The organism is Geobacillus sp. CCR, assembly GCF_052906625.1.
Window position 1 is genome coordinate 18,020 of the sequence record NZ_JBREBQ010000020.1, and the last position, 14,229, is coordinate 32,248.

Sequence of the window (14,229 nt, forward strand, 5' to 3'; positions counted from 1 at the left end):
GGGGAAATGCTGCTCTCCAACAGTGTTTCTCAAATTGAAAAACCTTGCAACACCATAACCTCCTTCCTTACGATTTCTCACAAACCGAGCGAATTCGTTGTTTTTCACCAGCCTTCTAGGGGTTTGTTTTTTCTGAATAGCGGGAACTTTTTTGGCACAAAAATTGCTTGAGTAGAAAATAAGGCGGAACGGTGGGAGAGGAAATGGCAATGATGGTCGGAGACATCATGGTGAAGGCAAAGGCAGTAATTTTTGAAAGCGATTCCCTTGATGAAGCGGCTCGGACATTCGTTGAATATGGACTTGATGGGATGGTCGTATGCCGTTGCAGTGAGGAAATCGTCGGCGTGGTGGCGGTCAAAGACGTGTTGTTCGGTCTTGTCCAAGGGAAAACAACTGTGCGTGAGGTGATGCGCCCGTCGCTGCCGCCGCTTTCCATTCACGACCGTGTGGAAGTGATCGAGTTTGGCGGCGGTCCGCTCCGGCCCGTTGTCGATGAGAGCGGACGCCTTGTCGGTGTGTTGACGAAAGAGCAGCATTTGACGGCATATGCGAAGGTGGCACAACTCCGCTTAAAACATTTGGATGCCATTTTCAACGCCGCCCATAACGGCATTTTATCGATCGATGCAAAAGGACGGATTACATCGATCAATCCACCGGCTGAGAAAATGGCGCGGACGACGAAAGAAGAAGCCATCGGCAAGTTTTTGACCGATGTCGTGATCCCGTCTGGCTTGCTCGAGGTCGTGCGCACCGGCAAAGGGCATACGGAAAAATACCGCGTCGGCAAGCGCGTCTATATTACAAACCGCTCGCCAATTATCGACGAGGGGAAGGTCGTTGGGGCGGTCGGGGTGTTTCAAGACATTTCCGAGATTGAATTTATCTCCAACGAACTTGAGACCGTCAAGCGCATCGTCAATGAATTGCAAACGGTGATGGAGGCATCCAGCGACGGCATCGCTATCACGGACCGCAGTGGAATGATCACGCGGCGAAACAAAAAATGGGATGCGCTGTTTCTAGGAACGGAGCAAGAGCGGGTGACCGCCCCGCTTGACCGGGTCGTTCGACAGGCGCTTGATGGACGTCAGCCCTGTTCGATGCTTCATCAGGGGATGGAAACAGGAAATATTTGGATCGTTTCCGCGGTGCCGATCATCGAGGAAGATGGGCGGGCAGAGCGGGTTGTTCTCTACGTCAAAGATATGACCGAGATGGAACAGCTGCGCTCGGAACTGGAGGAGACGAAACGGCTCCTTCATATGTTGGGCCGTCAGGAAGAAGATCATCTCATTTATCGCGCTCCAGCGATGGCGCATGTTGTCAATATCGCCCGCCAAGCGGCGGCTGTCGATGTGACGTTGTTGTTGACCGGAGAGTCGGGCACCGGGAAAGAGGAATTGGCGAACTACATTTGGAAACAAAGCGCCCGCCGCGCCCGACCGTTTGTGAAAGTGAATTGCGGGGCGATCCCCGAGACGTTGATGGAGTCTGAACTGTTCGGCTACGAGCCGGGGGCGTTCACCGGAGCGGCGAAGAAAGGGAAAAAAGGCTATTTCGAGCAGGCGGATGGCGGGACGATTTTTCTCGATGAAATCAGTGAAATTCCGCTTCACCTGCAAGTGAAGCTCCTTCGCGTGTTGCAGTCGATGGAAATCATGAGGTTGGGGGCGGAGGCGCCGAAGCGGATCGATGTGCGTGTCATCGCCGCGACGAACAAGCCGCTTGAGGAGCTTGTTGCCGCTGGGCAGTTTCGCGCTGATTTGTTTTACCGGCTGAACGTGATGCCGATTGCCATTCCGCCGCTGCGCGACCGGAAAGAAGATATTCCGCTCTTGGTTGACCATTACCGAAAGCGGTTTGCGGAAAAGTATCAAAAACCGCTTGTCTTTACCGACGGAGCGCTGGCGGCGATGATGGACTATCACTGGCCCGGCAACGTTCGAGAGCTCGTTAATGCTGTAGAACGTATGTTTGTGACCGCCGTTTCCCCAGTCATTGACGAACACCAAGTGGCGAAATGGCTCCACCTTGAACCGGAGCCAGCTGCGAGCCCGGTGGCGGTCGGAGAGATCATCCCGCTCAAACAGGCAACGGCTGAGGTCGAGCGCCAGCTGATCATCAAGGCGCTTCACAAGGCGAAGACGTATCGGCGGGCTGCGAAACTGCTTGGTGTCGATGCGTCGACACTCGTGCGCAAGGCGCAAAAATATGGAATTCAATCATGGGGAGGGGAAGAAGATGGATTTCACGCTGCCAGCCGAGATTGAATTTTTAAAAGAAAACGTCCGCAAGTTTGTGAGAGAAGTTGTCGAACCGGTGGCGATGGATATTGAGGAAAATGACCAGATTCCGCAAGATATCATTGAAAAGTCGAAAGAAATGGGGCTGTTTGGATTAAGCATTCCGGAAGAGTACGGAGGCCTCGGTTTGTCAATGGTCGGCAAATGCGCCATTTACGAAGAGCTCGGCAAAACGCATAACGGCTATACGACGTTAATCGGCGCCCATACCGGCATCGGCACCGTCGGCATCGTTGAGCTCGGCACGGAAGAACAAAAGCAGCGCTATTTGCCAAAGATGGCGACGGGCGAATGGATCGGCGCTTTTGCTCTCACTGAGCCCAGCGCCGGATCAAACGCCGCTGCGATCAAAACGACCGCCGTCCGCAAAGGCGACCGCTACATCATTAACGGCTCGAAACATTATATTACGAACGCTGTCGACGCCCATGTGTTTACCGTCATGGCAGTCACCGATCCGTCGAAAGGCCCGAAAGGCATCACGTCCTTTATCGTAGAAAAAGATTTTCCCGGCTTTATCGTCGGAAAAGTCGAGCGGAAAATGGGGCTGCGCGGATCGCATTCGGCTGAGCTGTTTTTTGACAACTTGGAAGTGCCGGCCGAAAACGTGCTCGGGAGAGAAGGCGAAGGGTATGTCAACGCCTTGAAGATTTTAGCGAACGGCCGTGCTGGTCTTGCCGCGCGCAACCTCGGCTCGTGCATCCGCCTCTTGGAATACTGCATGGAATACGCCGAACAGCGTGAACAGTTCGGCAAGCCGATTATCGAGCAGCAAGCGATCCAGCATATGCTGGCGGAAATGAGCATGTTGATCGAAGTGCTGCGTTCGACCGTCTACCGCGTCGCCTGGATGGTCGACCAAAAGATGCGCGTCGTCAAAGAAGCGGCCATCGCCAAGCTGTTCGGTTCGGAAGTGTACAACAAAATCGCTGACATGGCCGTGCAAATCCACGGCGGCCTCGGCTACATGAAAGACTACCCGATCGAACGTTACTTCCGCGATGCCCGCATTACGAAAATTTACGAAGGTACCTCGGAAATCCAGCGCAACATCATTGCGAGCGAACTGCGGAAAGAATACGGAAAAGTGCGGGCATGACCGGAGTAGGTGCTGTCCTAACGAGGTGCTGGCTTTCAAGAGGAGTGCGAGAGATTGAATAACAAATCAGCTCGATGCGGATATACGGCCGTGGCAGAGGAGGTCTCGATGCTGTTGTGACCCCCTCTGTTTTTTTAGCGTTATTGTCGGAAAATGTCATTCGCTTTTTGTTGACGAAAGAAAGGGAAGGTTGCTAGAATGAGGGAAAATGATTGACTATTCATAACATTTTGGTCATTTTTACAACCTGCCTTTTTGCCAGCAACCCGCCTATTGTCGCAACAGCCTATTTGTAAGCCTTTACATTGATTGGTTGTCCCCGCGTTCATCTATCCAGAAGTACAACACCAGCCGACATTTCAAGAAAAATGGAAAAGGAGTGGTGAGCGTGCGTCGTGCCGAGCCGTTGGTCACAACAGGCAGCCGCGGGCTGCAGGAGGATTCGTTCCCGTTTCGGCTTTACCAAAAGGCAAAGCGGTTGGAAGCAGCGGCCCACGATTCGATTTTCGGACCCGACCACCATGCCGATATCATGAATTTCACCGCTCGCCAACTGGCAGCGAGGATGGAAGTGTTGAAAAAAGCGCAGGAGAAACCGTTTGACGAGCTGTTCGGTCTTGAGGAAAGCGAAAACGTTGGCTAGAGGTTGAGAGTCGAAAACAAGGAAGGGAGAAATCGTCATGACCACTCATGTGCAAGTGCATCATTTTCCACTCTTCATTGACGGCCAATGGCAGCCGGCAACGAGCGGGGAAACGTTTCACGTATACAATCCGGCGACCGGAGAGGTGGTGGCGACTGTCGCGAAGGCGACAGCGGATGATGTTGACCGGGCGGTGAAGGCGGCGCGCAAGGCGTTTGACGAGACCGATTGGAAGGCGATGAAACCGAAAGAACGGGCGCGCGTGCTGAATGCGATCGCCCAAGCCATTGCCGCCAACGCTCAAGAGCTCGCCTATTTGGAAGCAATCTCAAGCGGAGGGACGATCCGGCGCATCAGCTCGATCGATATTTTGCAGACGGTCGATCTATTCCAAACGATGGCAAACATCGTCCAAGAGTACCCGTTTTCGGAAACACTGCCGATTCCGCCGTTTCCCGGACCGGCGCATAACTTTGTTTGGCGCGAGCCGATCGGGGTTTGCGCGGCGATCACACCATGGAACTTGCCGCTCATGATCGCGTCGTGGAAAATCGCCCCGGCGCTGGCAGCGGGCAATACGATCGTCGTGAAACCGGCGAGCTACACACCGCTGTCGACACTGAAGCTGGCGGAAATCATTTCGTCCTTCGTGCCGCCGGGGGTCATCAACGTGGTGGCTGGTCCCGGCGCCGATGTCGGGGAGGCGCTTGTCCGCCATCCGCAAGTTGACAAGGTGGCGTTCACCGGTTCGACGGAAGTCGGCCGCCGCATTATGGCGTTGGCGGCGGAAACGGTGAAAAACGTTACGCTTGAGCTTGGCGGCAAGTCGCCGAACATTTTGCTCGAAGATGCGGATTTGGACCTTGCCGTTCCCGGCAGTTTGTTTGGCGTCTTTTTGCACTCTGGTCAGTTGTGCGAATCGGGAACAAGGCTGTTTGTGCCTGAACGGCTCCATGATGAAGTGGTCGAGCGGCTTGTCGCCCTGACGAAGACGCTGCAAATCGGCCATCCGCTCGATCCGGCGACCGACGTCGGGCCGGTTATCTCCAAGCGGCAAAAAGAGACAGTGCTCTCCTATATTGAAGCCGGCAAGCAAGAAGGTGCGACCATTGTATGCGGAGGTCATGAAGTCGAAGTGCCCGGCTGTGAAGGCGGCCATTTTGTCGCGCCGACGATTTTTTCGAATGTCACGAATGACATGAAAATCGCTCAAGAAGAGATTTTCGGTCCAGTGTTGTCGATCATCCGCTATCATGACGTGGAAGAAGCGGTGGCGATGGCCAACGACACGATCTACGGGCTTGCGGCCGGCGTCTGGACGCGAGACGTCAACAAGGCGTACGCCATCGCCGGGCGCCTGCAGGCTGGCGTCGTCTGGATCAATGACTGGCATATGCTTCGCAATGACGCGCCGTTTGGCGGCTACAAACAAAGCGGCATCGGGCGCGAGATGGGCAAATATTCACTTGATGCTTACACGCAGCTGAAGCATGTGCACACATCAATGGTGCCGGAGCTTGGGAAACGGAAATGGTATCAAGTGCTGTTTTCTCGCCTGCACACCATGATGAAAAAGTAAAGGGGGATGAAGGAACATGACGACGTTAGCGAACTTTTGGCTGCGCACGGCAATTTACACCGGGTCGAACACCCGAGCGCTCGTGCCGGATTTGTTTCGCGGGCTGGGCGCTAAACGGGTGCTATTGCTTTCTGACCGTGGGCTCGAGCAAGCTGGGGTTGTCGAAAAAGTAGCGAGCCTCTTTGACTTGACGACGCATGGAGTCGGACCAGAGCTTGTCGGCATCTTTTTGGATATCCGCCAGGATGCGGAAAGTGAATGCGTCAATGAAGCGGTGCGCTATGCGCGCGCTGTCGGAGCTGACGCCTTGTTGGCGGTCGGCGGCGGCAGTGTGCTGGATACGGCCAAAGGGGTGAAATACGCCCTGTTTAAAGGGTTGCGTGATATTAAAGAGGCGATTCCAGGCGGGCTGCGGTACGAGTCGTTCCCGCAAGCGCAATTCATGCCGATCCCGCACATCGCCATCCCGACGACGGCCGGCACGGGGTCGGAAGTATCGCCGATCGCAGTCATTTATAATGAAGAGCTGCGCTTGAAAACGAACATCATCAATCCGTTTATCAACGCTGATGTGGCCGTTTTGGATCCGGATTTAACGGTAGGGCTTCCCCCGAAGGTGACGGCGTTTACCGGCATGGACGCGCTCACCCATGCCATTGAAGCGCTCGCCTCGCCGATGGCGACCGCGCTCACCGATGCATGCGCCTTGCAGGCGATCCGTTTGATTCGTGACTACTTGCCGGAGGCGGTTCGTGACGGCGGGGACATCCGCGCCCGCTTGGAGATGCTGCATGCGAGCTTGCTTGGCATCACCGCGTTCAGCTTTGCGTTAAACGCCATTCCGGTGCACAATTTCGCCCATGCGTACGGAGCGATGTTTCGCATTCCACATGGCTTGGCGAACGCCGTCTTTTTGCCAGTCGTGATGGAAGCGATTCCGGAATTGTATTTGCCGAAAGCGAAGCTGTTGGCTCAAGCGCTTGGCATTTATGATCACGGTCAAGGCAATGAAGCGCTGTTGGTAAAGTCCATTGAGCGAATTCGCCAATTGCGCGATGACATCGGGCTGCCGGCTGATTTTGCCGACTATCCGATGACGGAAGAACAATTCGCGGCGACGATTCCAGCGGTGGCATCTGACCCGGCTGCAGTCAGTTTCCCGATGCCGCCGGAGTTGATTCGGGCCATCGGCGAGCGCGTCGTCAAGCTGACAGTGGAAAAAGGATGAAGCAGCGTACCGACAAGCAAGGACAAGATTTGTCCAGTCTTATTCAGCCTTATTAAGCAAGAAAAAGGTGTCCCGCTGTGAGGGACACCCGTTTTTGTGCCTACTTAGCCCCGCGGCCGCCCGATAACCGTGTCTAACGACCAAAGCCGGCTGCCGTTCAGCCACAAATATACGGACATAGCGAGCAAGGCGAGATTGAATTCATAGCCCGTTTCCCGGCCGTTGCCGAGCAAGCCGGCGTCGACTTTCGCCGTGGCGATGGCCCCGACCATGATGACGGCAAATGCCGCGGCGATCGGGCGTGTGCCAAGGCCAAGCATCATCGCCCAGCCCCCAGCAAGCTCTATGATCGTCACGATGTAGGCGAGCCAGCCGGGAAGGCCCATAGCAACAAACGAATCCGCTGCCGCCTCAAGCCCCCGTTGCCATTTCACCCACCCATGGGCGAAAAAGATGAATCCGGTGACAATCCGCAATAGAAAGGCGCCTAGTTCGTGAGAATGCATCGGTTTTTGTCCTCCTTGTCCCAACAGCATGGTAGTACAATGTATGCGGGCGGGTCCGTCCCCATGCCTTTCGTTAGCCATTCGACCGGCAATGGGCTACAATGGAGGGGAAGCGCGTCAAAAGTAGAGGAGGATATGGCCGTGAAAATTGAAGTATGGTCCGATTTTGTCTGCCCGTTTTGCTATATCGGCAAACGTCGCTTGGAACAGGCGCTTGAACAGTTTCCGCACCGAGAAGATGTTGAGGTTGTATTTCGCAGCTTTGAATTGGATCCGAATGCGAAAAAAGAGACGCCATTGACGATTCACGAAATCATTGCTAACAAATACGGCATTTCAATCGAGGAAGCGAAGCGGGCCAATGCCGATATCGGCAGGCAGGCGGAAGCGGTCGGATTGACATTCCGCTTTGAGACGATGAAGCCGACGAATACGTTTGACGCCCACCGTTTGGCTCATTATGCCAAGGAAAAAGGGAAGCTGAATGAAATGGTGGAACGGCTGTTTTATGCGTATTTCACGGAGTCAAAGCGAATCAGCGACCGCGATGTGCTGCTTGCGATCGCCGAAGCAACCGGGCTTGACCGGGCGGAAGCCGAGGAGGTGTTGGCAAGTGGTCGTTATACGGAAGAGGTGCGCCGCGATGAGGAAGAAGCAGCGGCGTTGGGCGTCCGCGGCGTACCGTTTTTCGTGCTGAATGGGAAGTATGCGATTTCGGGGGCCCAGCCGGTTGACGTGTTCCGGCGGGCGCTAGAGAAAGTATGGGAGGAAGAACAACAAGCTTCCCCGTTGCGGTCGTTGGCGGGTGAAGGCGGAATGTGCGCAGACGGAAGCTGCTCGATTGACTAGATCGCCTCAACCAAAAAGGAAAAGCCGGCTAGGGGTTTCTTAGCCGGCTTTTTTTGTTATTTTCACGGAGAAGCTTCTCGTTTAGTTAGATGAAACAAAAATGGGGAAGATTAACCGCGTTTCACAAACAGCGGCAAGTCCGTATGCCCCATGCCGCGGACGTAGACGAACAGCTGGCCTTTATGGTGGATTTCATGGTCCATTGCCAATTGCAGGAACTGAACTGTGGACATTTGCGTGCCAAAGATGGCAGTTAAATCAAGCGTCCGGTCGAAGTCGTCATCGCTCATCGATTCGATGAGCTGCCTCGTCTTTTCCGTATACGTTTCCGCCAGCTTGGCCAAATTCGTCTCCGGTTCCTCGATTTTTTGCCGGAACAGCGATAGATCGCCGTGTTTTGCCGTGTTAGCGAAATTGTAGAAGCTGAACAGCATATGCGTCGCCAGCTGCTTCGCTGTCATCGAGGTCGGCGTCGGTTTGTAATCATAATGCGCTTCGTCGATTTTGTGGATCAGTTCCATCGTGACATGGCGGTGGGAAAGGAAATATTGCACCCATTTTTTTGCGCGGGACATGGCTCTTCCTCCTTCTAGTTATGGAATTCTGTTTTCCATTTTACCATAAACATCTTCTCTATCGTCAGCGGGGAAGCTTGACCCGAAAGGTGGTCCCTTGGCCAGGGGTGCTATGGACATCGATTGTTCCGCCGTGAGCCGATACGAATTCTTTGGCAATGGCAAGACCCAATCCGGTTCCCCCGCGATTTCGCGTTCTGGCTTCATCTGTGCGGTAAAATCGATCGAACAAAAAAGGCAAATGCTCCGGCGCGATGCCGATGCCTGTATCTGAAACCTCTTGCTTTGGCTCATTTCCCTTAATGGCAATGGAAGAAATCCCCCTTATTCATTACAATGAAAGTAAATCATGAAAATCATGCACGCGAGGTAGTGGACAGGCGTCATGATGAAAAGGGGTGGGTAAAGATGGAACATCACTCTTCGTCCCATGTTCCGCGCATAAAAGTGCTCATCGCCGATGACAATCCCTTTGTCCGCGAAGGGCTGCGGATCATCTTAAGCACGTATGACGAGTTTGATGTCGCCGCGACTGTAGGCGATGGGAAAGAGGCAGTGGACTATTGTCGACATCATGAAGTTGATGTCGCGTTATTGGATGTGCGCATGCCGAACATGAATGGAGTGGAAGCGACAAAGCTTCTATGCGAGCAGACGAAGACAAAGCCGCTCATCTTGACGACGTTTGATGATGATGAATACATTCTAGACGCCATTCAATACGGTGCAAAAGGATATTTTTTGAAAAATACCGATCCGGAACGAATCCGCGAAGCGATCAAAGCGGTTTATCACGGCCAAGTGGTGATGCAGGAGATTGTGATGGACAAAATTAAGTCCAACTTAAAAGAAGAAACAGAAGCAGCCCCGAAAATCGATAAAAGCCTGTTTACGGAACGAGAGTTGGACATTATGGCGCTCATTGCGAAGGGGCTTTCGAATAAAGAGATTGCCAAACAGCTATTTCTCTCCGAGGGAACGGTGGCCAATTACATCACATCGATTTTGGACAAAACCGGACTGCAACATCGAACGCAAATTGCCGTTTATTATCTGACGGGAAAAGTCGGCTGAGGGGATGTTATGGAATCGCTGCTGATCATTTACAAGCTGATTGTATGGGGCTATGCGGCATTCGATTACATTTCATCGAAACAGAGAACGGGAGCGGGCTTTGTTCTAGTCTCTCTGATCTATTTTTGTCTTCAGCTGTTTGCCCTGATCGTTCGCCATATGAGTTGGAAAAGGGGAGCGGCGTTTGGTTCCGTTGTTCTTCTCGTTCTAGCCGCCGCCTTTGTGGAGCCGCTGTGGGCGTTGTTGCTGCCTCTCAATGGGTATGAGCTGGCCTCCGTGTATATCCACCGAGTTTGGGGGATCGGGGCGGTGTTGTTGACGCCGATGATTTGGCTTGATCCATCGGCGGGGAAATTATACGGCTTTGTGGCATTGTTCAGTTTTGTCAGCGTGACGGCAGTCAAGCGGCACATCGAGCGGATGGAACAACAAGAAGATCGTTTGGATCAAATGCGCAACGATTTGCATCGGCTGACAAGAAGGATCAGCGAATATCATCAATACATCAAGCAGTCGGAATATACGTTGCAGTTGGAAGAACGGAACCGTCTGTCGCAGCGCATCCATGACCAAATCGGCCACTCGCTCGCTGGAGCGCTCATTCAGATGGAGGCGGCCAAACGGTTGATGGATGGGGACCGCGACAAGGCGAAACAACTGTTGGAAAACGCCATCCATATTTCCAAAGAAGGCATGGAACATCGGTGAAAAAGCTCAATGAGATGGGATGCACGATCATTTATACAAGCCACTATATGGAGGAAGTGGAGGAGATTTGCACACGGATCGCCATCATTGATCATGGAAAGATCATCGCAGAGGGGACAAAGGAGCAGCTGGAAGCGATTATCACCGATACAAAAGATATTTGGCTGGAAATCAGGGGAATGGATCGGCTCAACAAGCAGCATCTTCAAGACATTCCCGGGGTCAAGGCGGTGCAATGTGAAGAAAATATGATCAAAATCAGTTCGGATATCAGTGTCAATAATTTAAACGAAATTGTGCAATGCCTGATCAATGACGGTGTCGAAATCCGTTCGCTTGAAGACAAATCACCGAACTTGGAAACGGTCTTTCTGGCGCTGACGGGGAGAAATTTGCGGGATTAGCTGTTTGGAGTGCCATCATGCGAGGGAGGTGCTTCTTTTGAATATTTTTCGCATTGCAGCCAAGGAAATCAAAAGCGATTTTCGTGATGTCCGGACGCTATTTTTTATGCTGCTGTTTCCGATCGTACTGATGTTCATCTTAGGAACAGCCCTTTCCAACACGTTTCACTGGACGATTTCCGTCGGTGATGTACACGTCTTGTACAACGATCAAAAAGCAGGGCCGTTGTCGCCGTATATTCAAACGATGATCCAAGCAGGGAAGAAAGCCCACATCGATTTTCAAAAGGCATCCGACCGGATAAAAGGAACGAAAGCGGTGCAGGAAGGAAAAGCGGATGGATACATCGAGATCGGCCCGCGTGGAGTGGAGTTGTACACCAATGAACGCAACAAGATCAAAGGAAGTCTTGTTGAGGGGGTGATGGCCGCGTTTGTCGGCCGATACGAGCTGGCGATGGCCGTTTCAGAGGTGAAGCCCGGTTTTGTTCCATCAAATAAAAGTGTGCATGATGAGTATATTCAAGAACGGTCGCTGCATTCCAAGCGCAAACCGGGAGCCATGGATTATTATGCGGTGGCGATGACGACGATGATCGCTTTGTACAGCGCATTGCCGGGCAGTTCGTTGCTGCGGGGGGAGCGAACGCGGAAGACGGCTGATCGCCTTTTGGCTGCTCCTGTTCGCAAAAGCGAGATTTTTATTGGAAAGCTGGCCGGGAACGTCGCGGCGAATTTTCTTTGTGTTGCGGTCGTCATGTTGTTCAGCAAATGGGTGTTTCATGCCGATTGGGGGCATCACGTAAGTCTCGTATGGTTGCTTATGTTGACCGAGGTGGTCTTAGCCATCAGCTTTGGTCTAGGGATGAGCTATATGGCAAGGACGGAAGGAGCGGCGCGAACGATTGCGATGGTCATCATTCAGCTGTCTTCCTTTTTCGGCGGCGCTTATTTTCCGATCGATGAAACAGCATGGTATGCCCATTTGTCTCCGCTTTCTTGGATGAATGAAACGATTTTCAAAATCGTGTATGCGAACGATTTGTCAAGCGTCGTTCCAACTATGCTGCTTAATATCGGTATAGCGGCGTTGTTTTTATTGATCGCGGTGGCATCTGTAGCGAGACGGGAGGGATTATAAGGTGAATGACGTCATCTGGTTGGTGAGATATACGTTAAAGCGAACGTTCCGTCGGAAAATCAATTTTTTGTTATATTTTGGAACTCCGTTGGCGGCGATCCTTTTGTCTTTGTTTGCGGCCGGGGGCAACCCTGTCAAGGAAGTTCGCATTGGAATCGTCAATGAGGATCAAGGACGGATTACCGATGATACGATCCGTTTTCTGAAAAGCCTTGATCATCTCTCCGTGAAAAGCGTGAAGTTATCAGCGGTCGATGAGCAAATCACCTCGCAAAAGATGGATGGCGTGCTGATTTTTCGCCAAGGGTTTTCCGAAAGCGTCCAGCACGGCCAGCCCCGGCCGATAGAACTTGTCTCGCTCAAGGGAGCGGAAATCACGATGTTCATCAAGTCGTACTTGCATGAATACATCGATCATCTGGCGACATTGGGGCGATTGGCCAATGGGGATCGTGATCTCTTTTGGAAGATGTATGAACGGTATCAACAAGCGCCGTTCCGCCTGTCCGTTCACTCGCTGCCCGACACAGCCAAACAAAAAGGGGTCACGTATCAAACGATCGGTTATTTGGTCATGATTATGTTGATGTCAGCGGGGAATTTGACTGAGATCATCATCAAAGAAAAAGAAGAGCGCACCTATTCTCGTTTATTGACAACACCGATTCAGGCGAGAACGTATGTGTTATCGAATATCGTGGTGAATTTGTTGATTATGACGGCACAAATCATCGTGACAATCGTGGCAATGAAGAACATCTTTCATATTGATCCTAATATTTCGATGTGGCAAATGGCCCTGGTGCTCCTGCTTTTCTCTTTATCCGCGATCGGCTTGTCTTTGATTACAGTGATGTTTGCGAACAGCTCTGCTTCCGCCGGGGCGCTGCAGCCATTGATTACCGTGCCGACATGTATGCTGGCCGGCTGTTTTTGGCCGGTCGAGCTGATGCCGAAATTTTTGCAAAAAGCGGCATATTTTATACCGCAACGGTGGGCGCTCGATTTTTTGGTAAAGCTGCAGGAGGGGCGCTCTTTCGGAAGTTTGTATTGGCATCTGTTGATTCTTCTCGCCTTTGCGCTGACCTTTTTCCTTCTGGCTGTTTACAAGTTTAGCCGAAGCCAACAGAGTGGACAGTTTGTATAATGCCCAGCGGTCTATGTTTTCTTGTATGGCTGTGTGGGGGCTTTCATCATATCGAACAAGTCGATCAGCGGGAATGTCAGGTGCAGTCGTTCTTTTTGACTGCGCCTTATTTGTTGGCCCTGGGGAAGTATCTATGGCATTTTGGAGTGCCACGCTTATGCTAATAGTGCTATATTCCTAAACGACGAAGAATGTGAAAGGAGAAGAAAGATGGTCAAAATTTTTCTCGATCCAGGGCATGGTGGGAACGATACTGGCGCGGTCGGCAACGGGTTGTTGGAAAAAGACATTACGTTGTTTATCGCTCTCGAAATCAATCGTCTGCTGCAAAATGAGTATGAAGGAGTTTCCGTGCAGTTGAGCCGGACAAAAGATGAAACGGTGCCGCTTGATGAGCGGACGGACCGGGCCAATCGCTGGGGGGCCAATTTGTACGTCTCCATTCACGTGAACGCGGGTGGCGGCACTGGATATGAAGATTATATTTATAATCGGCTCGATGACAATTCGGCAACAGCCCGCATTCGCGATGCCATTCATGAAGAAGTCGTCAAAGCTGCGGGATTTCGCGATCGTGGGAAAAAGAAAGCGAATTTTCATGTGCTAAGGGAGACCGCGATGCCAGCCGTGCTCACGGAGAACGGGTTTATTGACCGGGAAGAGGATGCAGAAAAACTGAATGACACCCAGTTTCTGCGAACGGTCGCACGAGGGCATGTAAACGGAATCGCGCGAGCATTTGGCCTGCAGAAAAAGCGAAAAACAGCATTAACGCGCGTGATTGTTGATGGGACGCAAGTCGTCGTTTTTGCCGAAAGGGAAAACGTGCTGCGCCAAGTGGAGCATTATTTAGGAAGAGCGAAGCGGATTGTGCTTGAGCAAGTCGAGGAATGACGGGAACGCTTGCCTAGTTTTCAGCTAGGCGAGCGTTTTTTCGTTCGTTCGTCCTAGTGGAAAGGCCGCCTCC

13 protein-coding genes and 2 pseudogenes are annotated in these 14,229 nt (G+C 52.3%); 12 read left to right on the plus strand and 3 right to left on the minus strand.

Features of this window, described 5'->3' with window-relative positions:
- Positions 1-203 precede the first annotated feature (203 nt).
- From ACVBDQ_RS11340 to ACVBDQ_RS11360, 5 genes are all read left to right on the plus strand, one after another.
- A complete protein-coding gene (locus ACVBDQ_RS11340; RefSeq protein ID WP_033013392.1) occupies positions 204-2,276 on the plus strand; it encodes a sigma-54-dependent Fis family transcriptional regulator in 2,073 nt (690 codons plus the stop codon).
- Complete coding sequence (locus tag ACVBDQ_RS11345; protein WP_011229707.1) at positions 2,248-3,408, plus strand: acyl-CoA dehydrogenase family protein; 1,161 nt, start codon at positions 2,248-2,250, stop codon at positions 3,406-3,408. The genes ACVBDQ_RS11340 and ACVBDQ_RS11345 overlap by 29 nt, the downstream gene beginning before the upstream one ends.
- Positions 3,409-3,796: 388 nt before the next feature.
- Positions 3,797-4,051 carry a hypothetical protein gene (locus tag ACVBDQ_RS11350; protein ID WP_021322043.1) on the plus strand — a complete coding sequence of 85 codons (255 nt, stop codon included), beginning with the start codon at positions 3,797-3,799 and terminating at the stop codon, positions 4,049-4,051.
- 37 nt (positions 4,052-4,088) lie between these two features.
- Complete coding sequence (locus tag ACVBDQ_RS11355) at positions 4,089-5,630, plus strand: aldehyde dehydrogenase family protein (RefSeq protein ID WP_021322042.1); 1,542 nt, start codon at positions 4,089-4,091, stop codon at positions 5,628-5,630.
- A gap of 16 nt (positions 5,631-5,646) precedes the next feature.
- The gene (locus ACVBDQ_RS11360) at positions 5,647-6,858 is read left to right on the plus strand and encodes an iron-containing alcohol dehydrogenase (protein WP_021322041.1); all 1,212 of its coding nucleotides are present in this window, start codon (positions 5,647-5,649) and stop codon (positions 6,856-6,858) included.
- A 104-nt stretch (positions 6,859-6,962) separates the two neighbouring features.
- On the opposite strand, the gene ACVBDQ_RS11365 is transcribed toward ACVBDQ_RS11360, so the two are convergent.
- Positions 6,963-7,364: a DoxX family protein gene (locus ACVBDQ_RS11365; protein ID WP_011229711.1), complete on the minus strand. Its 402-nt coding sequence runs from the start codon at positions 7,362-7,364 to the stop codon at positions 6,963-6,965.
- A gap of 141 nt (positions 7,365-7,505) precedes the next feature.
- Between ACVBDQ_RS11365 and ACVBDQ_RS11370 the strand changes: the two genes are divergently transcribed.
- On the plus strand, positions 7,506-8,213 hold the full coding sequence (locus ACVBDQ_RS11370; protein WP_031206260.1) for a DsbA family oxidoreductase: 708 nt from the start codon (positions 7,506-7,508) through the stop codon (positions 8,211-8,213).
- A gap of 110 nt (positions 8,214-8,323) precedes the next feature.
- Here ACVBDQ_RS11370 and ACVBDQ_RS11375 read toward each other — a convergent pair whose 3' ends face one another.
- Both ACVBDQ_RS11375 and ACVBDQ_RS11380 read right to left on the minus strand, forming a co-directional pair.
- Entirely contained in the window at positions 8,324-8,788 is a 465-nt protein-coding gene (locus ACVBDQ_RS11375; protein WP_020278921.1) for a DinB family protein, read from the minus strand.
- A gap of 64 nt (positions 8,789-8,852) precedes the next feature.
- A pseudogene (locus ACVBDQ_RS11380) lies at positions 8,853-9,110 on the minus strand (sensor histidine kinase); the annotation flags it as partial.
- An 86-nt stretch (positions 9,111-9,196) separates the two neighbouring features.
- On the opposite strand from ACVBDQ_RS11380, the gene ACVBDQ_RS11385 reads away from it, so the two are divergent.
- From ACVBDQ_RS11385 to ACVBDQ_RS11410, 6 genes and pseudogenes are all read left to right on the plus strand, one after another.
- Positions 9,197-9,862 carry a response regulator gene (locus ACVBDQ_RS11385; protein ID WP_021322039.1) on the plus strand — a complete coding sequence of 222 codons (666 nt, stop codon included), beginning with the start codon at positions 9,197-9,199 and terminating at the stop codon, positions 9,860-9,862.
- Positions 9,863-10,312: 450 nt separating this feature from the next.
- Entirely contained in the window at positions 10,313-10,570 is a 258-nt protein-coding gene (locus ACVBDQ_RS11390) for a histidine kinase (protein WP_223812679.1), read from the plus strand.
- A pseudogene (locus tag ACVBDQ_RS11395) lies at positions 10,564-10,974 on the plus strand (export ABC transporter ATP-binding protein); the annotation flags it as partial. The gene ACVBDQ_RS11390 and the pseudogene ACVBDQ_RS11395, both read left to right, overlap by 7 nt.
- A gap of 37 nt (positions 10,975-11,011) precedes the next feature.
- Positions 11,012-12,115 (plus strand): ABC transporter permease, encoded by a 1,104-nt coding sequence (locus ACVBDQ_RS11400; RefSeq protein WP_023633379.1) that lies wholly within the window; start codon positions 11,012-11,014, stop codon positions 12,113-12,115.
- Between the two features lies 1 nt (position 12,116).
- On the plus strand, positions 12,117-13,262 hold the full coding sequence (locus tag ACVBDQ_RS11405) for an ABC transporter permease (RefSeq protein ID WP_446663229.1): 1,146 nt from the start codon (positions 12,117-12,119) through the stop codon (positions 13,260-13,262).
- A gap of 210 nt (positions 13,263-13,472) precedes the next feature.
- Positions 13,473-14,156 carry an N-acetylmuramoyl-L-alanine amidase family protein gene (locus ACVBDQ_RS11410; RefSeq protein WP_011229719.1) on the plus strand — a complete coding sequence of 228 codons (684 nt, stop codon included), beginning with the start codon at positions 13,473-13,475 and terminating at the stop codon, positions 14,154-14,156.
- Positions 14,157-14,229: the final 73 nt, after the last annotated feature.

Bases quoted from the DNA above. Each gene is read 5' to 3' on its own strand.
- ACVBDQ_RS11360 (WP_021322041.1), top strand. From the start codon at position 5,647: ATGACGACGTTAGCGAACTTTTGGCTGCGCACGGCAATTTACACCGGG.
- ACVBDQ_RS11390 (WP_223812679.1), top strand. From the start codon at position 10,313: ATGCGCAACGATTTGCATCGGCTGACAAGAAGGATCAGCGAATATCAT.
- ACVBDQ_RS11345 (WP_011229707.1), top strand. From the start codon at position 2,248: ATGGATTTCACGCTGCCAGCCGAGATTGAATTTTTAAAAGAAAACGTC.
- ACVBDQ_RS11410 (WP_011229719.1), top strand. From the start codon at position 13,473: ATGGTCAAAATTTTTCTCGATCCAGGGCATGGTGGGAACGATACTGGC.
- ACVBDQ_RS11340 (WP_033013392.1), top strand. From the start codon at position 204: ATGGCAATGATGGTCGGAGACATCATGGTGAAGGCAAAGGCAGTAATT.
- ACVBDQ_RS11365 (WP_011229711.1), bottom strand. From the start codon at position 7,364: ATGCATTCTCACGAACTAGGCGCCTTTCTATTGCGGATTGTCACCGGA.
- ACVBDQ_RS11375 (WP_020278921.1), bottom strand. From the start codon at position 8,788: ATGTCCCGCGCAAAAAAATGGGTGCAATATTTCCTTTCCCACCGCCAT.
- ACVBDQ_RS11355 (WP_021322042.1), top strand. From the start codon at position 4,089: ATGACCACTCATGTGCAAGTGCATCATTTTCCACTCTTCATTGACGGC.
- ACVBDQ_RS11385 (WP_021322039.1), top strand. From the start codon at position 9,197: ATGGAACATCACTCTTCGTCCCATGTTCCGCGCATAAAAGTGCTCATC.